Annotated in this window: 12 protein-coding genes, 2 pseudogenes and 1 riboswitch; of the genes and pseudogenes, 11 read left to right on the top strand and 3 right to left on the bottom strand. The window is 55.2% G+C overall.

Going from position 1 to position 20212, the window contains the following annotated elements; translation table 11 throughout:
- The first annotated feature begins 112 nt into the window (after window positions 1-112).
- The 4 genes and pseudogenes from PYK22_RS09600 (at window position 113) to PYK22_RS18365 (ending at window position 2472) form a co-directional block, all read left to right on the top strand.
- Entirely contained in the window at window positions 113-1036 is a 924-nt protein-coding gene (locus PYK22_RS09600) for a hypothetical protein (RefSeq protein WP_041976559.1), read from the top strand.
- Window positions 1037-1549: 513 nt separating this feature from the next.
- Window positions 1550-1702: a helix-turn-helix domain-containing protein gene (locus tag PYK22_RS17585; RefSeq protein WP_157770800.1), complete on the top strand. Its 153-nt coding sequence runs from the start codon at window positions 1550-1552 to the stop codon at window positions 1700-1702.
- 263 nt (window positions 1703-1965) lie between these two features.
- Window positions 1966-2088, top strand: a pseudogene (locus PYK22_RS18370) (hypothetical protein); the annotation flags it as partial.
- Window positions 2079-2472, top strand: a pseudogene (locus PYK22_RS18365) (transposase). The pseudogenes PYK22_RS18370 and PYK22_RS18365, both read left to right, overlap by 10 nt.
- Window positions 2473-2670: 198 nt before the next feature.
- Here PYK22_RS18365 and PYK22_RS09590 read toward each other — a convergent pair.
- The 3 genes from PYK22_RS09590 to PYK22_RS17290 form a co-directional block, all read right to left on the bottom strand.
- Window positions 2671-4200, bottom strand: a complete 1530-nt coding sequence (locus PYK22_RS09590) for an ArnT family glycosyltransferase (RefSeq protein ID WP_041976557.1) — start codon at window positions 4198-4200, stop codon at window positions 2671-2673.
- Between the two features lie 30 nt (window positions 4201-4230).
- Window positions 4231-6393: a bi-domain-containing oxidoreductase gene (locus PYK22_RS09585; RefSeq protein WP_060635527.1), complete on the bottom strand. Its 2163-nt coding sequence runs from the start codon at window positions 6391-6393 to the stop codon at window positions 4231-4233.
- A 117-nt stretch (window positions 6394-6510) separates the two neighbouring features.
- Window positions 6511-7191, bottom strand: a complete 681-nt coding sequence (locus PYK22_RS17290) for a PEP-CTERM sorting domain-containing protein (protein WP_083437755.1) — start codon at window positions 7189-7191, stop codon at window positions 6511-6513.
- Between the two features lie 532 nt (window positions 7192-7723).
- A riboswitch (cyclic di-GMP riboswitch) is annotated at window positions 7724-7808 on the top strand.
- Window positions 7809-7923: 115 nt separating this feature from the next.
- Between PYK22_RS17290 and PYK22_RS09575 the strand changes: the two genes are divergently transcribed.
- The 7 genes from PYK22_RS09575 (at window position 7924) to PYK22_RS09550 (ending at window position 20189) form a co-directional block, all read left to right on the top strand.
- Window positions 7924-10794: a hypothetical protein gene (locus PYK22_RS09575; RefSeq protein WP_157770798.1), complete on the top strand. Its 2871-nt coding sequence runs from the start codon at window positions 7924-7926 to the stop codon at window positions 10792-10794.
- Between the two features lie 367 nt (window positions 10795-11161).
- Window positions 11162-12355, top strand: coding sequence for an L-2-hydroxyglutarate oxidase (gene lhgO, locus PYK22_RS09570; RefSeq protein WP_041976551.1), 1194 nt, complete (start codon window positions 11162-11164; stop codon window positions 12353-12355).
- A gap of 255 nt (window positions 12356-12610) precedes the next feature.
- On the top strand, window positions 12611-13612 hold the full coding sequence (xrt, locus tag PYK22_RS09565; RefSeq protein ID WP_083437754.1) for an exosortase: 1002 nt from the start codon (window positions 12611-12613) through the stop codon (window positions 13610-13612).
- A 134-nt stretch (window positions 13613-13746) separates the two neighbouring features.
- Window positions 13747-14394: an exosortase C-terminal domain/associated protein EpsI gene (locus PYK22_RS09560; RefSeq protein WP_060635525.1), complete on the top strand. Its 648-nt coding sequence runs from the start codon at window positions 13747-13749 to the stop codon at window positions 14392-14394.
- A gap of 581 nt (window positions 14395-14975) precedes the next feature.
- A complete protein-coding gene (locus tag PYK22_RS09555; RefSeq protein WP_162199828.1) occupies window positions 14976-17294 on the top strand; it encodes a tetratricopeptide repeat protein in 2319 nt (772 codons plus the stop codon).
- A gap of 248 nt (window positions 17295-17542) precedes the next feature.
- Window positions 17543-18178 carry a PEP-CTERM sorting domain-containing protein gene (locus tag PYK22_RS17285; protein WP_162199827.1) on the top strand — a complete coding sequence of 212 codons (636 nt, stop codon included), beginning with the start codon at window positions 17543-17545 and terminating at the stop codon, window positions 18176-18178.
- Window positions 18179-18575: 397 nt separating this feature from the next.
- Window positions 18576-20189 (top strand): GumC family protein, encoded by a 1614-nt coding sequence (locus PYK22_RS09550; RefSeq protein WP_041976548.1) that lies wholly within the window; start codon window positions 18576-18578, stop codon window positions 20187-20189.
- Window positions 20190-20212 lie beyond the last annotated feature (23 nt).

Below are 20212 nucleotides of genomic sequence, written 5' to 3'. Positions count from 1 at the left end.
TTCCCAAATCAGGGACTCAAGCGCGGAGTGGCCTTGAACTCGTCCGACACGCAAATCATCAACAGCTACATTTGCCGGTTTCAAGGTTCAGGGGCAGGACTCGCAAGCTATTTTGGGGTGGAACGGGACGGGGCGGTACATCATCGAGAACAATTATCTCGAAGGTGCGGGTGAGAACGTGATGTTTGGCGGGGCCATGCCGGCAATCAACGGGTTGATACCCACGAACATTGTGATAAGGCGCAATTATTTTTCCAAGCCGCCTGAATGGTTCAACAGCCCGTGGTCTGTAAAGAACCTGTTCGAGTTAAAGAGCGCGCAGCGAGTCTTGATAGAGGCGAACTTGTTCGAGAACTGTTGGGTGTCTGGGCAAAATGGTTACGCCGTTCTTTTCACCACTTCGGGAGATGTCGGCTACAATTGGGCGAAGGTTGAGGACGTAGAATTTCGTTACAACATTGTGCGCAAGGTGGCGGCGGCCTTTTTGATGGCAGATGAAGATTGGGCACATCCTTCAGGCAAGGGCGGGAATTACCGAGTTCGGCAGAACTTGTTTTACGACGTGAGCGGGTCGATTTGGCCGAGCGGTGGCGATGGTGTGTTTTTGACCATCGGCGGAATGGGCGCTGACAACGTTGTAATTGAACACAATACAATACTGCAGAGCGGAAACATAACGCTAATAGGTGGCGGCGGCGTGTCGCAGGGTTTTGTGTTTCGAGACAATATTGTCAATCACAGCCAGTATGGGATTTTTGGTAGTGGCTCAGGGCCGGACGGGCCGACGATAAGGGACTACTTACCTGGGTCGATAATCACCAAAAACGTGATTATAGGCGCGCAAGTTCAGTACATAGAACCACAAAACTGGTTCCCACCGGGAAACTACTTTCCAAGATCAGAAAAAGAAGTGGGTTTTATGGATAGCGGGAGGCATGATTACAGGTTGAAAGACGAGTCTGCTTTCAAAGGTAAAGCTACAAACAAGTCTGATCCGGGAGTTGATGTGAGCTTGCTTAATACTCTTCTAAACTAGTGCATTGACACAATAGTACGTAGCTATACTAAACGACATGATTAATTGCCCATGATGATATTAATTGCTATGATCTGGCCATAATGCTAATGGGGGGATTCCATTTATGGAACAATTGAAGGTTCCTGATGTAGGGATAATTGTTTTAGGACTACAAGACGAAATATGACGTTCTTCAAAAGGGTTCCTCGCTATACCAAGTGGGTAGATAAGGTAAGATCAGCCTTCGATCACCATTCCTTCGGAGGCATTTTCATGGACCTGGTCTTATTGTTTATTCTGGCTCTCGGCCTCGTCTCTCCCTAGACCGGCATTGATACTTCGCCCTCAGTCGAAACGCCTCGACATCAAGATAGCCTTTGCATCCGGGAGTTCTTTCACCTGCCCGACCTGTAATGCTTAAGCCACAGCCTACGACACGGCTGACGAGAACTGACATCACCTCAACTTCTTTCAATGTGCGGCTTACTCCTCATGCCCTAGTGCCGCGCGTTGATTGTGGCCACATGCGAGGTGAAGAAGCTGCAGGTGCCATGGGCGAGAGCTGGGTTGGACTTTACGCCGCTGTTTGAGGCGTTGCTGATGTCGCTCGTCAAGGAAATGCCCGTCAAGGCCATCGTCGCCCTCGTTGGCGAACATGATACCGTAGTACACCCCCTATGGTGAGGCGGCGCGAGAGAAGCTCCGCGGTTCACAGATCAAATCCGTGCCGATGAGACGGCGGCGCGACGTGGGCACAACGACATGACGCTCTTCGTCGACCTAGAGCAGAGGCGCTTGCTCTTTGTGCCGTGCCACGCTAGGCAAAGATGCGGCGTATCTGACGGCTGAGGATGTAGTGGTACTTGGTGGTGACCCACAGCAGATCACACGCGTCAGGGGTGACATGTCGCTAGTCTTCACTAGGGGGGTGCGCCAAACCTTGCCCCGCGGCTAAGATCACGTATGATCGCTTTCAGCGGATGAAGCTGAGGGGTGAAGCGGTGGATGAGGCGCGGCGGCAGGAGTCGCGTGAGCAGAGGCAGTTGAAGGGAAAGGGTACCTGTGGCTGACTTCTGCGCTCAAAGTCGAGCGAGAGCTTGCCGCTTTGGCGCGACGTCACCTGAAGACGGCTCGCGCTGACCAGATGCGGCTGATCTTTCAGGAGTTGTTTGAGCAGTCGGAGCGAAATCGTGGAGAGGTATTTCTCCAGCGGTGGTGTTATTGGGCAACGCACTTGCGGCTCGAACCCATAAAGAACGGCGCAGACGCTCAGAGCAGCTTGGGAAGGGTTGGTGAGTTGGTTCGAGAGCCAGATCACGACCTGGCATCTGGAGGGACTGAACAGTCTGGTGCAGGCCGCCAATGCCAGAGGGCGAGGATGCCGCACGAGTCGTAATCTGATTACGATGGTGCATCTGGTTGGTGGAAAGCTGCGTTTCGATTTATCCACTTGAAACAGCAAGAAGAACAATAATATGCAGACACCACCATCAAGACCCTAGTCCACTTGGGTGGCGATATAAGAGGCAAAGCAGAACGCACAAGGGGGTGCCGATCCTTTGTCGCTCCATCGTGCAGAGTGCACGGGACAGACTGACAGACTCCGGTGCCACTACGACCGGATAATTGCTACGAACCAAGTTTTTGGTGTACTAGTTTGTGCTTGGTTTGTGCTCGTTGCTTCTGTGGTAGATCCTAAAAGTTCTGCTGACGTAGACTAGCTGGTAATCTTTTAGTGTTTTCAGTATGTGAGAATAAATTTCAGGAGCTTTTTCTTTGTAAACTTGGTGGGCCAAGTCATACTCTCCTTCTATAACTATATAATCGGGTTTCTTGCCAGAGAAAAAACCTAGTCTAACATCGTCAGTCAAATTGTCAGGAAAACCTAGACCAAAGCCTAAAGCAGCACTCCCCATAATTAAATCGGAAGGGAGTGCATGCTGCTTAAGGTAGTTCACTGCCGGAAGATAGTCGTTAGAGTAGGAGTTTTGAGCGGCTCTCAAAAAGATGCCACCTGCCTGGAACATTGCCACCCCAAGTAAGCTGATTGCAAAAAGGGTTTTCAAGGGCTTTGATTTGTACTCATTTAAGGAGACATAGCCCCAAGAAGATAACAATGCTACGTACAGGGGGGCGATATAAATCATATTGTAATGAAGTTTCTGTCCGTCGAAAATCGCTAGTACACAGAAAGATATTGTTGTTAGGAATAATAACGCTTTGAGCCCTTTGTGCCTTCTTATATCAGGTTTAAGAAGAGAGCCTATAACTCCCGTTAGGTATGCCACTAGCACAATTGACTTTAGATAGATCGGGCCGGTTCTTCCGGCGGAGTGTCCACTCAAACCGAAGACTAACGGGTATCTTTTTTGAAATTCTAGAAAAAAGCCTCTCCAAGGGGCGCTCAATAAGCTGAGCCTTCCGCTCATTGTTGCGTTAGCTGTAAATTGAACTTTGAAAGCGATAGGATCTTGCATTATATAGATCAGCCAACATGCACCCCCCACGATGTAGGGAATAATCCCAAACGCTAAATGCTTGAGTCGCAGCATGTTATGATCAAAATACAGAACAAGGAAAAGTGATCCGAAGAAGGCAACTAGCCCCCCGTTGGGATGTGTTAACCCGCTGCAAACGACCAATGACTGGCTAAGCAGAATAGCTAGATATAAATTCTTCTCCCGAAGCTTTAAATATGTCAAAAAAGACAATGCTCCTAGAGCTGCACTCATCATGTCCATTCGACCGGATGAGGCAATATTAATAAAGATATAGTCAACACTCATCAAAAAAAACATCAGGAGAGCCATCTCTCTTGACCCAGAGAGAGTTTTTAGGATAAAAAACCAAGAAAAGAGTGCGATCAATCCCCAAAATATTGACATCCCACGCATTGTGAATAAGCTGAACCCAAATACCTTATACCATGCCGCTTGTAGCAATAAATGCAGTGGCATGACCCAATAGGTTCTTTGCTCTATGCGCGTTAACCCATTTGCTGACGAGTCTAAAACTGTCGTTCCAAAATGCCCTGATCTGATCAGATTAAGAGCTGGATTTGCGAAACAACCTTCGTCTATACCAGGTCTTTCTGTCACTGCGCTTGCGAATGCTAGCAGTAGATAAATTGTCGTTAATGCTAGAAGGGCAAGCATGAAGTTATTCTTAGTGAACGTGAACATATTTATACCCAAGTACACGTATAAGCAAATCTACAATTCCATTTTGATCCTAATGGGCTTAAAAGTCGATGCAGATTCTAAAATCTTACGGCAGTATATCGTAGCGCGGGTTCCATCCATGACATCCGCGACGTTGTTAGTTTCTTGCAAGATATCTCTAAAAAAGAAGCGCATTTGTTCGTCGTAACCTTTACGTGCCCACAAGTCGGATCTCTTGCGTTTGCTCGTGCCGCAAATGGTCAGGCTTTTGAAACTGTCTACAATGATGCCGATGCCTTGGGCGAAGGCTTCAACTCTTTCGCCGCCGGAAGTTCTGCTACCTGCCGTGCAGTAAGTTAAATTGCCGATAGAACCATCAGCAAAGCGGAAACTAGCAACGATGTTGTTCTCTCCAATAGGGTCTTGCTTGCCCGTCGGCAAGCAATAGGCCGAGACCTCTACTGATTCAGACTCAAGCAGCCAGTACATCAGATCAACGAAGTGACAAGCTTCGCCCAAGATAGCGCCGCCGATGGACGGGTCAGCCATCCAGTAAGAGCCGGAGATGCCCGGTGAATTCATCCGGCAGTTGATGACGGCAGGGCTCGCGCGCCAGGCCAAACGCTTCTTCATCTCAACGTACAGCGGAGCGAAACGACGATTGAACCCAACGGCGAGATGTAATCCGGTGTCACGAACAGCTTCGCAAAGCTCTCGGCATTCCTCTTCGGTCAGCGCCATCGGCTTTTCGACGAACACGTGCTTGCCCGCGCGCAGCGCCGCGAGCGCTTGCGAGTAGTGATATTGATTACGACTTGTGATGACCACGACGTTGATCTCGGGATCTCGCAAAATCTCTTCGTAATCGGAGCAGCAGTAATCCGCGCCGAACCTCAGCGCATAGCTCTTCGCTCGCGCGCCATTTGTCGAATAGACCGCACGCAACTTTACTCCGGGCACCTTCTTGAGGCTCGGAAGGTGTGCCCAACGGGCGATATTGCCCGCGCCGACGAGCGCGACGCGGAACTCGGCCCGCTGATCTGCAGTTTTGCGCACCGCCACTTTACGCTGCGGAATGAATGTCTCGGCAGGTTTCTCTTCCGAGGCGGCGGGGTAGCGCAAGAGGACAGCCAAACTGCCCGATTGCGGATCGAGAATGGTTTTGTAAGCTTCGGGTGCTTCTTCCAATGGGAACCGGTGCGTGATCAGCGGCGCTAGATCGACGCGCCCGGCAGCGACCAATCGCAGGAACTCCTCCATGTTCCGATTCTCGGTCCAGCGAACGTAGGCGAAGGGATAATCCTGCCCGCGTCTTTCGTATGCTGGATCGTAGCTGCTCGGACCGTAGGCGCGCGACATGAAGAGTTGAACCTCTTTTAGATACATCTCTTCCCACGGAAAGTTGATAGGCACTGCGCCGACTATGACGATGCGCCCGCGATCGCGACAAAGTTGCAAAGCCAAATGACATGGAGCTTCCGATTTGGAAGCTGCCGCGATGATGACGCAATCGGCTCCCTTGCCTTCGGTCAACGAGTTCGTCGCTTCGATGACGGAAGCGTCTCCCGGTAGAGCGTGATCGGCGCCTAATCTTCGAGCTAGTTCGACGCGCTCGGGACGAAGATCAGTGGCGATGACGACGCCGCCTTGTAAGCGAACCAGTTGAGAGATGAGTTGACCGACAAGTCCCAACCCGATCACGGCGACGCGATCGCCGAGATTGATATCGGCTATCCTGACAGCATGTAGCGCGATGCTTCCCAGCGTGGCGAAACAAGCGTGCTCGAAGCTTACCTCGTCGGGGACACGTGCTACAAGATTGCGTCCGGTTAGAATGGCCTCGCCGTGGCCCGTACCTTCGCCCCCATAAGCGACGCGATCACCGATTTGGAGATCGGTGACGGTCGAATGCTTATCAACGACGACGCCTGCTCCGAAGTAACCGAGAACGGCGTACTCGCTGAATTTGGCTATAACCTCAGCCGTGGTTCTTACCGGACCGTTTATTTTGAGCGCCTCCCAGATCTTCCTCAAGTGAGAAGGATTTTCGGCCACCTCCTTGAGCACGCCTTCTTGATGGATGCTTGCTGTTTCCGTCCCACTACTGATGAGTGAATAGAGCGGCCTGACGAGCACGTGATGCGGGGCAACCGGAGGGTCCGGCACTTCGTCAACGATGATCTCCTTTAAACCTTTGCGTATTACCTGTTTCATTTCGAACTCAGTACTAGAGATGGATGCTTGCGTCCGCCGAATAAATCTTACATCGAGAAGTTCGGGGGCGAGAAGCCTCTGAGTCGAAGACCCTCGCCCATCGTTCGCGCGGAAATCTTACGATTCGCTTCTAATTTTACGCCGCAACCGCTTTCGATAGTGACTTGCGAGACCGGCAAGCCCGCTCCCTAGAAGAAGCAACGTCGCAGGTTCTGGGACCGGCTGGAACTTGTAATCGATGCTTCGAAACTGAAAAAACTGTCGCCCTTGGTTATCAGTATAGCTCGTGCGCAAGAACTCTATTGTCGCTAACCCTTGACCGCTCAGGACGAGCGTGAAGACGGGATCGCTCGGTGAAACGAAAGGGTTTTGTAAATAGCCGTTCAGGCTTCCGCTGAGAACGAAGGGAACAGAGATCTGCAAAGAGGAATCGCTTGTTGCTGTAAGCATCACGGAATTGCTAGTGAAGGTTAGGTTACCAGTGTAGTAAATGTTGCTGTACGATGTGCCGCCGTAGGTTGCCTGACCTGATCCTAGAGTTAGTTCACCGGCGAAATTGGCCGCTGCGCTGACCGTTTGCCCTTCAACACATGGCGAGCAGAGTTGCGCTGCGACGAATCCGGGATCTCTCCCGCCGGTTGCGGAAAATCCGCTGCCCTGAAGCGTAAAGCTCGGCCCGCCGGATAGCCCGGCAACAGAGAGATTGCCGCCCGTGATGATCATCTCTTCCGCATTCGATTGCTGAGGAAGAAGAAGGCAAGCAGTTAACAAGCAGAGAGTATTGAAGTATTTCCTCATCCGTGGCACTCCAAGTTTTCGTTCTCGTTCGGGTGAAGCCGCTGGCGGCTGGTGATTTGTCGGGCAAAAACAGGATCGCCAACCTTTAGCGAGCCTTGAACATAGTAAGTTATATTGGCAATGCGGTGAATGTTCCGAAAAATCTTCATGGAAAGGTCTGACATACAAGTTTTGCCCCAGAGACGCTAAAGTTAAGAGGGGCGTTTCAAGAGTAACGTTTAGGGCCACCGGCAAATGACAGTGATTGTTGCGGTTTTATTGAGGTTTGGTGCGATTTCAAAAAAGGGTATTGACAAAAAACGAACAAGCTCATATCGTTCTTAAGTGAGCTGTCATTCAGACGGCTTTCCCGACCGTAAATCTTGCTCCTATCCTCTTGCCCCGACATTACAAGTTGAACAGCTTCCGCGTCGACGGAAAGGTTCGTATTCACAGCCCTGCCGATGCGGCGAGTCTAAAATCTCGCTTCGCATTTAAGGGGCGAAACAGAAACGGTAAAGACGCCGACCGTCTCTTGATAGGCTGTTGGCTTCACCGATAAGGGCAAACCTCGTGTGAGCGAGGGGCGCAAAGCCTACGGAAGTCAGTTCTTAAGCTGACTTGGCCGGGTTGCCGAAGTGAGGTGGTGTAAAGATGTGCTATCTACAAGGGATAACGCTCTCAAAGGGATCATCAGTTCCTCTTCAACCAAAGACAAAAATAAGAAAACAATCATGTAACGTAAGAATCGCTTTGTGCATTCTCTGGGGCCTTCTGCTCGGCATAATCTGTCAAGCCGACCAGATATGGGTGCACGCAGGCGATAATCTCCAAGCAGCTATCGACTCAGCCCGCTACGGCGACGAGATAGTGGTCGAGGCTGGGGCGGTGTTCCAAGGCCCCATCATCCTGCGCAACAAGGGACCCGTGCCGCAGGGGATGACCGACGAGCAAGCCTACATCACCATCCGCTCGTCGCGCGCCGGTGAGCTACCGTCAGGCACTGCCCCCTACACGTCGAGCGAGATACTTGCGGCCACCGATCCGACAACTGGGCTGTGGAACCTAGACCAGTTTCCGCGCCATCAGTTCGGTTGGCAGTCTTATGTGAAGCCCGAGCACGCGCCGTTGATGCCGAAGATAGTTTCCGCCGGAGGCGGGTTTGCTCCCACCATTCAGACGGAGTTGGGTGCGCACCACTACAAGTTGGTGGGGTTGGAGATGCGCCCTGTCGATGAGAACGCTTTCATTTATGACTTGGTGTTGCTCGGCTTCGGCGACAGCCAACAAGACGACCTCAGCAAAGTGCCCCATCATCTTGTGATTGACCGTTGCTACATACACGCCTTCCCAAATCAGGGACTCAAGCGCGGAGTGGCCTTGAACTCGTCCGACACGCAAATCATCAACAGCTACATTGCCGGTTTCAAGGTTCAGGGGCAGGACTCGCAAGCTATTTTGGGGTGGAACGGGACGGGGCGGTACATCATCGAGAACAATTATCTCGAAGGTGCGGGTGAGAACGTGATGTTTGGCGGGGCCATGCCGGCAATCAACGGGTTGATACCCACGAACATTGTGATAAGGCGCAATTATTTTTCCAAGCCGCCTGAATGGTTCAACAGCCCGTGGTCTGTAAAGAACCTGTTCGAGTTAAAGAGCGCGCAGCGAGTCTTGATAGAGGCGAACTTGTTCGAGAACTGTTGGGTGTCTGGGCAAGTTGGTTACGCCGTTCTTTTCACCACTTCGGGAGATGTCGGCTACAATTGGGCGAAGGTTGAGGACGTAGAATTTCGTTACAACATTGTGCGCAAGGTGGCGGCGGCCTTTTTGATGGCAGATGAAGACTGGGCACATCCTTCAGGCAAGGGCGGGAATTACCGAGTTCGGCAGAACTTGTTTTACGACGTGAGCGGGTCGATTTGGCCGAGCGGTGGCAATGGTGTGTTTTTGACCATCGGCGGAATGGGCGCTGACAACGTTGTAATTGAACACAATACAATACTGCAGAGCGGAAACATAACGCTAATAGATAGCGGCGGCGTGTCGCAGGGTTTTGTGTTTCGAGACAATATTGTCAATCACAGCCAGTATGGGATTTTTGGTAGTGGCTCCGGGCCGGACGGGCCGACGATAAGGGACTACTTACCTGGGTCGATAATCACCAAAAACGTGATTATAGGCGCACAAGTTCAGTACATAGAACCACAAAACTGGTTCCCACCGGGAAACTACTTCCCGCGATATGTGGAGGATGTTGGTTTCACGGACATAGCCAATAGGAACTACCGCCTGCTCGCCAGTTCTCCGTACAAGGGACAAGCTACTGATGGCACCGACATTGGCGTCAACCAAGACGCGCTGGAGGCAGCTATCTACGGCGGTGTGTCGCCGCAGCCCAACCCGACGCCATCGCCCAGTCCGACGCCGACTCCCACGCCGACACCGACACCGACGCCCACACCTACACCCACACCTACTCCTACGCCGACGCCAACCCCGACGCCAACGCCGCCACCGGCATCTCCTGCGCTGGTGCAAGCGGCGGCCAACAGCGCTTCGCAACTGGCTTCTTCGTCGAGCCTCTCTTCGGCGCAGACGCTCTCCGTGCTAAGCGCTGTGGAACAGGCGCGCACGGTCTTCGCTGCCGAAGCCACGCGCTTCGCCAACGCTGCGCAGATAGATAAGTGTCTCCGCGCGGCCATTTACTTCTTGCGTTCCGCGGCGGCGTTGCTCGATGCAGGTGTTTCATCTACGAGCATCACGAACCGCTTGCAGATCGCCGCTTCGCGCCTTAAGCAAGCCTACGATTTGATGCAGAGTAGCTCATCATCGAGCGCTTCAAATACGCTTGCGGTCGAGGTCGCCGCGAACATAAGCGCGGCGGATACGCGATCAAGCGCGAGCTTCGCCCCCGTTCTTGCACCTTCAAGCCTCGGCGTTGTGCTGGGCGATGCGACCAGCAATCCGCTTGGGGCGAAGACGGAAGTGGCGTCCGCCGAACAACTTCTCGGGCAGTTGCCATATGAGTTAAGCGGCGTAAGCGTTGTGATCGGCGGTCGAGCCGCTCCGCTCATCTACGTCTCGCCATCGCGTATAGACTTCGTCGTTCCCGCCGATCTGAGCGATGGAAGCGCCGAAGTGATCGTCACTTCGCTCGATGCGATAGTCGCTTACGGTACCGTAACGGTAACGAGAATCGCTCCGGGATTGTTCACCAAAGCTGGCAATGGGACAGGCGAAGCGGTGGCGCTCACTGCGGATCTGATGGCCGGTCCGTTCAGCGTCGAGACCGATAGTTTGCTCTTCGGCCATCAGATGACGCGCTTGATGCTCTTTGCGACCGGATTGAATTTCGCTCCAAACACCGATGCGAGTAACGACATACGGGTCGGCGATCAAACCGTAGCCAATCTCGCCGAGTCGGTCATAGTGGAAGCGCGCACGCAGGATGGGCGCGTCTTCCAGTTGCCGGTCGAATATGCGGGCGTGACATCGCGCCCGACGCTGTTCAACGAGATCATCGTGCGGCTCGTGCCTGAATTGCGCGGAGCTGGTACGGTCGAGTTGACGATCATCGTCAACGGACAGCGCAGCAATAGCGCGACCGTCTCGATCCTTTGAGGAAAGCTGATGCGCCGCTCCGCTTAAGGCTTGTTAGTCAGCGGTTCGAAAGGCGTAAGGAGCGCGCGCTCCTTACGCCTTCATCTTTACTGCGCGAACTGTGGCGCTCGGCTATGCCGTTCTGAAAGCCAAAGCGCTGGCGAAACAAGTGGGGGCGGTTCGCATGGTAGCTGTGGGATAATTATCCGGATTTTCAGCGCGCGTCGTTATAAGCTCCCGCGATGGCCTTCCCTGTTGTCACTGTGGCGCGAGCGTTCTCTAATTTCCAGTTGCACACCATCTGTACACCACACTTCTCTGTTGTCAATTAAGCGCGAGCGTTCGGTCTATTCTCTTAAGTTGCCAAATATGTTAGCTTTTGCGCGCTATGTACGATTTCGCGATCATCGGCGGCGGCATCGTCGGGCTCGCTGTGGGGTTGCGTTTGAGCGAAGCGCGCCCGGCAAGCTCCGTCTTGATCCTTGAGAAAGAGGGCGCGTGGGCCAGTCATCAATCGGGTCGCAACAGCGGAGTCATACATTCGGGCGTTTACTACGCGCCGGGCAGCCTCAAAGCGAGGCTCGCGCGCGCCGGAAACCGCGCGATGGTCCGATTCTGTCGCGAGCATGGCATCGCTCATGAGATCTGCGGCAAATTGATCGTCGCCGTCGAAGAGAGAGAGCTCGCCGCGCTCGAGCGCATACGCGCGCGCGGAATGGCCAACGGCGTGCAGGTCGAGTGGCTCCACGGCGCGGAGATCGAAAGATACGAGCCGTTTGTGCGGGGCGTCGCCGCTCTTCATGTGCCGAGCGCGGGGATCGTCGATTACCGCGAAGTTGCGAACCGGATCGCGTCACTTCTCGAAGAGCGAGGCGCGGATCTTCGATTGAATTCGAAGGTCGTGAACATCATCGAACGGGGCGAGGCGATCACCATCGAGACCGAACGTGAGGCTTTTCAAGCGCGCACGCTCATCAACTGCGCTGGACTTCATAGCGATCGCATCGCGCGCATGTGCGGAGTGGAGCCGGGCGTTGCGATCGTCCCGTTTCGCGGCGAGTATTACGAACTCGTGCCTGAAAGGCGCCATCTCGTCCGCAACCTCATCTATCCCGTGCCCAACCCCGATTTCCCGTTTCTCGGCGTGCATTTTACGCGCATGATCGGCGGCAGCGTGCACGCTGGGCCAAATGCGGTGCTTGCGCTGAAACGCGAAGGCTACCGCTGGACCGATATCGCGTTGAGGGATGCTGGCGAGATCTTCGCTTTCAGCGGCTTCTGGCATTTGGCCCGGCGCTACTGGCGCGAAGGGGCGTTCGAGTGCTGGCGTTCGGCGAGCAAAAGGGCTTTCGTCAAGAGCTTGCAGCGACTCGTCCCGTCGGTTCAAGCGGAAGACCTGATCCCCGCGGGTGCGGGCGTAAGAGCGCAAGCGCTTCGTCCGGATGGCAGCTTGGTGGATGATTTTCTGATCGTTCGCGGACGTCGGTCGTTTCACGTCTGCAATGCGCCATCCCCGGCGGCGACCGCTTCGCTCGAGATCGCTAAGATGATCGTCGCGGATCTCCTCTCGAGAAGCGAATGAATCTTCTGAAAGATCGCGGCCAGCCTGCACGATGCCCGACCATGTCGCATCATTACCGCCTCGAAAAGCGAGTGAATCTTCTGAAAGATCGCGGCTTTTAATCGTTTCAATAAAGGTGGCGTAAGTTCTGCGGGGCGCAAATTTGTTGATCGGATAGGTAAAATTGGGATAATCTTGGGACCGTTCTCGGGCTTCTTCTCCCCACTTCGGGTCGTTCCCGCTCGGAAATTTTGAAATTTCGAGAAGAGAGGATCGATGGATTCCCTGACTCTTCTAGCAAAACCGATGAGGGCCGCCATCGCCGCGGTTGCCATCCTTTTCGTCTATTTCACCGTCCTCGCAAAGCTTGCCCGCGATTGGTGGACCGATGAGAACTACTCGCACGGGCTGCTGATCCCAGTCATCATCGCTTATATCCTCTGGGAAGAACGCAGGCGCTTGATCGAGGTCGAACGGCGACCAAATGTCGTGTTGGGGGGCATCGGCGTCGTCCTCGCGCTCCTTGCGCTGTGGGCGGGAGTGACGGGCGCCGAACTCTTCGTTCAACGCGTCTCGTTCGTCCTGTTATTGGCGAGCGTGGTGATCTATTTCTGGGGATTTCAACTGTTGCGCCTTCTGCTTATCCCTTTGCTCCTGCTGCTGCTCGCCATCCCGATCCCAGCCATCATCTTCAACCAGATCGCCTTCCCGCTTCAGCTCTTCGCGTCGCGCTGCGCGGTATGGGCGATGGAACTGTTCGGCATTCCGGTGCTGCGCGAGGGGAACGTCATCGAGCTGTTGCCGCGCGGCGCGCTCGTCACGCAGAAGCTCGAAGTGGTCGAAGCCTGTAGCGGCATCCGCTCGCTCATGACGCTCGTTACGCTTGCGGTCGTCTTCGCTTACTTCACTTATCCGAAAGAGAACGGCGCGCTGAAGGGGCTTGCGCGCTTGCGCACATACGGATTCTGGCGCTCGCTCATCATCGTTGTCTCTGCTCTCCCGATCGCGATCATCACCAACGCCGCGCGCGTCAGCGGCACGGGGATCCTCTCTTATCATTACGGGACGGATGTGGCCGAAGGTTTCTTCCACTCCTTCTCCGGTTGGGTGACTTATGTTGTCGCGCTCACGTTGCTCTTTGCCGTCGGTTGGGTGCTCGATAAGGCTTCCGGTCTGATGCATTTGAGGAGCGCCCGTGGGCGGGGAAAGGAAGTGAGTGGATCGTCCGTGCAACGTTGGTCGGTCGAAAGCGAATCGATCGGGGGGCGAGAGAGATGAAGAGGATGCGTTATCGGGTTATTGGCTCTCATCGCTCGACTCGCCGCGCACTAGGTCTGGCGAGAGAGATGAAAGAGATGCGTTATTGGGTTATTTGCTCACGCAGCAGGCTGATAATTTGATCGGCGGGAAGGATGAAGGAGATGCGTTATTGGGGATTGATCATCGTCCTCGTTTTGAGCGGGGTGGGAATTCACGCTTGGGAGCGGAGCGGCGAAGCCCGAGTCGAACGCTTGCCGCTCAACCAATTCCCCTCGGAGATAGGCAACTGGCGGCAGTATGGACCAGATGAACGGTTCGATGAAGCGACGGAGAGCGTCCTGCGCGCGAGCGATTATCTCTCGCGCCTTTATGTCTCGAACGAAGGTTACCTCGCTTCGCTCTACATCGGATACTATGCGACGCAACGGACCGGCGTGACCTACCATAGCCCGCTCAACTGCTTGCCCGGAGCGGGATGGGCGATGACCGAACCGGCGCGCGTGGTGATCCGCCCCGAAGGCGCGCCGCCGTTTGAGGCAAATCGCTACATCATCCAGAAGGGAAGGGACAAACAACTTCTCATCTACTGGTATCAAGGGCGCGGTCGCGCGCTCGCCAGCGAATACTGGGGCAAAATCTACACCGTGCTCGATAGCATGAGCCGCCGCCGCAGCGACGGCGCGATGGTGCGCATCATCATCCCGCTCGGTCCGACGATGTCCGAGGAGAAGGCATTGGCTTTGGCGACAGATCTGGCCGCCAAGTCTTACGCTTATCTTCCGCAGTTCGTCCCCAACTGAGGTGCGGCTGTGACTGGGTCTGTGATAGGGACCTCAGGCCCATCTTCCGCAGTTCGTCCCCAACTGAGCCTTGTCTACAATCGTGTAGGATTAGTGTACAAATGTAAACACGCGGGCCGCCTCCGCCTTTATCCCCGCATGCACCTCGTATAAGGATTGGCGTACAAATGGAAACACATGGGGCCGTGTAGTGTGTCGGATACGAACACCATTCCGTATTCAAGCCTTACAAAAAGCCGCTCACACTCGCGCATCATGCTCGCCGGACGGAAGCGGCACAACGATTGCTCCCGTCAGGATGCGCGCGACGCCCCGGATAAGAGCGATCAGATTTTTTCTGGAACTTACGGGCCATTGAGTCTTTTCCCCAAAAGGGAAAGAGTAGATCCAAAAAGGATGCTTGAGGAAAAGGCCGTCTAATCGGGGGTAGCTTCCAAAGGAAGCTGACGCGCGACTTCCTCTCTCCCCTCGCTGCTGTCACACGTCAAACGCGCTCACCTGATGGTCAATTGCCCCGACCGAAGGTGGGTGTTAAAGGGAGTTAAAACTAGATGATGACGCTTAAGGAGTGCACAAGGCCTTTGTCTCTACTGCTCGCGACATTGGCTTTCTGTCTGAGTCTGGCCGTCGCCGGATGTGTCGACAAAGAGAAGGCCAAAGCCGAATATGTGCGGCGCGGCGAAGCTTTCCTGAGGGACAAAAAATACCAAGAAGCCTCGCTCGAGTTCCGCAATGCGTTGCAGATAGACGACAACTTGGCGGCGGCCCATTGGGGGTTGGCACAGGCTTACGAAGGGCTTGGCCGTCTTCAAGAAGCTCTTCAGGAGCTCCAACGGACGGTTCAACTCGATCCGAACAACCTCGACGCGAAGGTCAAGCTGGGAAACTACCTGTTGCTCGTCAAGCCGCCACAGCTTGACGAGGCCGAGCGCTTGGCCCGCGATGTCTTGGAGCGGGATCAGAACCACATCGAGGGGCACATCCTTTTGGGAAGCGTCCTCTTTCAGAGGGGAGACCGCGACGGCGCGCTCGCCGAACTCAATCGCGCTGTGGAGATCAATCCGCAGCGGATCGAATCGCACTTGAGTTTGGCGCGTTTTTACGTGCAGACGGGCGAGTTGGCCAAAGCCGAAGAGGTCTATAAGCGGGCCATCTCGATCAACGATCGGTCGGCCTTAGCGCACATGGAGTACGGGCGTTTCCTCGCGAGCCAGAAGCGTTTCGGCGATGCGGAAGCGCAATTCCGCGCAGCCGTCGATGGCGAGCCGCAGAATCGCGAGGCGCGTCTGCTTTTGGCGGGCTTCTATCTGTCGCAGAGGCAACTGGACAAAGCCGAAGAGCAATACAAAGCGCTCGCCGCAATGGATGGTGACCGGCCCGACGGGCGCGCGACGCTGGCCGACTTTTACGCCGCGACCGGGCGCACGGATGAAGCCATCCGGATTTATCAGGAGATCGTCGCCAAATCGCCCGATTATGCGCGCGGGCGCTACCGTTTGAGTGAGATCCTGTTGCAGCGCGGCGACATTAGCGGCGCGGCGGCCCAGATCACCGAACTGCTCAAGAAGAATCCGCGCGACACGCAGGCGCTCCTGATGCGGGCGCGCATCAATCTGCAAGATGATCCGAAGAGATCCATCGAAGACTTGAAGGAGGTATTGCGGATCGAGTCGAATAATCGCGCCGCGCTCTACTTCATGGCCGAGGCTAACTTGCGCGCCGGGCAGATCGAGCAGGCGCGCGCTTTTGCTGGCGATCTCGAGCGATTCTATCCGAACTACCTGCCCGTCAAGTTGATGCAAGCGCGCATCAACCTTGCGGGCGGCGACAACGCGACGGCGCAACGTTTGACCAACGAGCTTCTCGATCAGATCGCCAAAACGACGCCCGACATCGAGAATACGCCCGAGTTTCTCAACGATCTGAAGATCCGGGCGCTGATCACGCGCGGTTCGGCCAAGCTCGCCCAACGAGATACGCGCGGCGCGCGACAGGACATGCAGGCGGCGGTGGATGCCGCGCCGAACATGGTCGAGCCTTACTTCGGCTTGGCCAACGTCGCGCTCGCAGAGAACAAACTGGACGAGGCGGCGCGCATCTACGAGCATGTCCTTCAGATCGATCCGATAAATTTCAACGCTTTGAGCGGTTTGATTAACGCTTACGCAAAGTTGAACCGTTTGAATGATGCGCATGCGCGCGTAGATCAGGCTTTGCAACAGCAGCCGAACAGCGCTCCGCTTCACTTCTTGAAGGCGCAGGTCTACGGTTTCGAGCGGAATGCGCAAGGGGCGGAAGCTGAGTTGCGACGAGCTTTGGAGTTGGACGCCAACTACTTGCCGGCCTACTTTTCGCTCGGCGCGCTCTACGTCAACATGAACCAGCAGGATCGCGCGATCGCTGAGTTTCGCAAAGTAACCGAGCGGCGTCCCGACAACGCCATGGCTTATACCTTGATCGGGATGCTCGAAGATAGTCGCCGAAACTACGACGCCGCCACGGAAGCGTACCGCAAGGCGTTGCAAGCCGATCCGAACAACGTGATCGCGGCTAACAATCTCGCGTGGAACTATGCCGAGCACGGCAAAGGCAATCTGGATGAGGCCGTCCGATTGGCGCAATCGGTCGTACAGCGTTTTCCCGATCAAGCTGGGTTCGTCGATACGCTCGGTTGGGTTTACTACAAGAAAGGTTTGCATGCTGCCGCCGTCGAACAGCTCCGGCGCGTGGTGGCCAGAGACGGTGCCAGCCCCATCTATCGCTACCATCTGGGCATGGCTCTGCTCGGTTTGGGCGATAAGGAAGGGGCGCGCCGCGAATTGCAAGAAGCTCTACGCCTCGGCGGGGGACGAGACTTCCCCGAGGCGGAAGAGGTGCGCCGCGCTCTCGCCTCGCTTTGATGAGGGCGAGGTGGCGGGCACTGAAGTCCGCCGAAAGTTCGGTTGCGATCGGCGCAATCGGAGTCTGGTGGTAACTTGGGTCCGTCGTCTGCCCCAGAGACTGGAAGCGGCTTCATCGAATTCCTTGTGCTCTTTCTCTCCCCGCACGGGAATTGAAGCCTAATTAGTCATTTATCCTTCTCGTGAGAGGGGGACAATCGCAACGTTAGACGATCTCTAAGATCGAGGATTGACGGAGGAAAAGGATGATGACGAGATTTCTTAAGACGCTGGTCGTCGTCGCCGTCTTCGCTGCAATAGCGGGGATCACAGACGTGCGAACAGTTAAGGCGGATACGGTTACGTACAGCACTTCGGGTACGTTCAGTGGATCAGGAACGAGCGTGCTTACCTTTGGAGGTAGCACGATCAGCTTTACTGGTCTCTCAAACAACATGGCCACTCCCGGGTCGCAGGGGTTCGTTTTTGCTGGTTTCGGAACATTTAACCTGACTCACTCTGGGAGCGGGACGGACACAATTCCGGCTGGAACGACGTTCACTTTGACGATCACTCAAACTAGCCCAACGAGTGATGCCGGTAACATCGTAGCGAGCGTTACAGGGACAGTAAGCAGCAGCACTGACAGCACGGTGTTCGTCGATTTCGGCAACCCCACAACCAACCCCCCACCTCTTAGCCTTGGGCCTGGTAGGGTGTCTATTGGTGGGCACATTTACGGTGTCTTCAATACATCCATCAATAAGCCTGGAAACCCCACGAGCCTTGAGGGATATGTTGGAGAAACTCCTGTTCCTGAACCAGCAACCATGCTGTTGCTCGGGACGGGACTGGCTGGATTAGCTGGTGCTGCACGTCGTCGTATGCGGCGTGAGGAGGAATAGTCGGAGGGCAAGAGATGATGGTCCTCGATCCTTCTTTCTCTTGCCCCTTAACTTGACGGGGGGAGCGGTTGACTGAAACCCATCCCCGACTGAGTTCCCAGTCGAAACGCTCCCCGCCAGTCTTTGGAGAAAACTCTCCGAGGCGATTTTCGGGAAGCGATGTTTGCCCCGTCGCTCCTGAAAAGCCGGAGAAGTCAAGCTGGTTGTTTGAAAAGTCGGGTGGTCCGACAGTTCGGTGGCTCACGAACCTATTGAGGATCGGCGCTGTTTTGTGCTATTTTCTGTTATTAAGTGGGCCCGCCTGAAGGGTTCACAGTCACCCTCGTTCGGTCAAGCCACTTGCTGCGAACCGCCTGATCTTGTGAGCAGCCAGTAAGGTTTTACAAGGAGTGCCACTATGAGCGTTGAGTTTCGCCAGCGTACTCCGGGCGAGTATCTTCGCATCCTCTGGAGACGCAAATGGGCCATCCTGTTGCCCACCATCGTCGTTGCCACTGCGGTCGCTTATGTCGTCTGGCGCTTGCCGGACGTTTATGAATCGACCTCGCTTCTCATCGTCCGTCCACCGACAATCGCCAACGCTTTCGTCCCGCGGCTCTCGGAGGACGATCTTGCGCTACGGATTAACAATATCGGTCAAGAGGTCATGAGCCGTTCATCATTGCAACCGCTCATCGAGCGATATGACCTCTACGCGCGAGAGCGGCGCAGTGGCGAGCCGATGGAGGCGATCATTGAGCGGATGCGGCGCGACATTCGCGTCGAGATCGAATCGACGCGCGATACGCCCAATGCCTTTCGCATCAGCTATCGCGGGCAAGATCCGCGCGCCACGCAGGCCGTCACCGCGGAGCTCGCCTCGAAATATGTCAACGCGCAGATGAAGGCGACGACGACCACTTCGACGCAGACCAAAGAGTTCTTCGAACAACGTTTGGCCGAAGCCAAGCGCGAGCTTGACGAAATAGATATGAAGCGGCTGCAGTATATGCAGCAGAACGTCGGCAACCTTCCCTCCGAAGCTCAATCCTTGATCGGACAATTGGCCGGTCTTCGCGAGCAACAGAAGGCGTTGATCGCCGAAATCGGGCGCTTGCGCGATCAACGCACGGTGCTCAACAACCAGTTGAGCGAACTTATAGCGCAAAGCGAGCGCGAGAAGATAGATGTCGTCGAACGGCTTGGCGATCCCAAAGAGACGATGGCCTATGCGCAGCTTGCACAACGCAAGGCGCAGCTCGAAGCCGAGAAGCAGAACATGCTGACCGTGCTCAAGCCGAAGAATCCGGATGTGATCGCCAAGCAGGCGGAGATCGATGCGGTGCAGCGCGAGATGGACCAGCTAGTCGCCGAAGGGCGCGCCAAACGCGAGGAGATCCGCAAGAAGATCGAAGGGCGCCCTGATCTGCGCATCAGCAACTATCGCGCGCAGTTGCAACTGCTGGACGGCGAACTCGCTCGGTTGCAACGGCAACTATCCGATACTGAAGCGCAGATCGCGCAACTCGAACGCCGTCTGAACGAGGTGCCGGGCACGCAAGTCGGCCTTGAAGCTCTCGACCGCGAATACCAGACGAAGAAGGCGCAGTACGATGAGCTTCTGCAAAAGAAAGAGCAAGCGGCGCTCGCCGCCGATGTCGCGGCCAACGCGCAGGGCGAGACCATTCAGGTGATCGATCCGGCCAACTATCCCGAAAAGCCCGTCGCGCCTAAGCGGCCCGTGCTGATGGGGCTCGGCCTTGGTCTCGGCCTCGGTCTCGGGCTGTTGCTGGCGGCGTTGTTCGAGGTGCCGCGTCTGCTCACGATTCAGACCGTGGATGATGCTGAACATTACACGGGCCTGCCTGTGCTCGTCACCGTGCCTGAAATCTACACGCCGCAAGAGGAACGGCGCCTTCGTTTGCGTCGCGCCATGCTCGCCGCCGCGAGCTTGGTGCTCGCCGTATTGAGCATCCCGGCGCTCATCCTGTTGCTGCGTGTGGCGCGAATCTTCGAGAGGTTCGCGAGCTAAGTCCGAATTAGAGAGGTCGCAAT

The sequence above is a fragment of the Pyrinomonas methylaliphatogenes genome (assembly GCF_000820845.2).
In the GTDB taxonomy this organism is placed as follows: Bacteria; Acidobacteriota; Blastocatellia; order Pyrinomonadales; family Pyrinomonadaceae; genus Pyrinomonas; species Pyrinomonas methylaliphatogenes.
The sequence above is the reverse complement of the archived record's forward strand: the minus strand, read 5'-3'. Positions and strand labels throughout refer to the sequence as shown.

Coding starts and splice junctions, on each gene's coding strand:
- PYK22_RS17290 (WP_083437755.1), bottom strand. CDS start 7,191: ATGAGGAAATACTTCAATACTCTCTGCTTGTTAACTGCTTGCCTTCTT.
- PYK22_RS09585 (WP_060635527.1), bottom strand. CDS start 6,393: ATGAAACAGGTAATACGCAAAGGTTTAAAGGAGATCATCGTTGACGAA.
- PYK22_RS09590 (WP_041976557.1), bottom strand. CDS start 4,200: ATGTTCACGTTCACTAAGAATAACTTCATGCTTGCCCTTCTAGCATTA.
- PYK22_RS17285 (WP_162199827.1), top strand. CDS start 17,543: ATGACGAGATTTCTTAAGACGCTGGTCGTCGTCGCCGTCTTCGCTGCA.
- PYK22_RS09550 (WP_041976548.1), top strand. CDS start 18,576: ATGAGCGTTGAGTTTCGCCAGCGTACTCCGGGCGAGTATCTTCGCATC.
- xrt (WP_083437754.1), top strand. CDS start 12,611: ATGGATTCCCTGACTCTTCTAGCAAAACCGATGAGGGCCGCCATCGCC.
- lhgO (WP_041976551.1), top strand. CDS start 11,162: ATGTACGATTTCGCGATCATCGGCGGCGGCATCGTCGGGCTCGCTGTG.
- PYK22_RS09560 (WP_060635525.1), top strand. CDS start 13,747: ATGAAGGAGATGCGTTATTGGGGATTGATCATCGTCCTCGTTTTGAGC.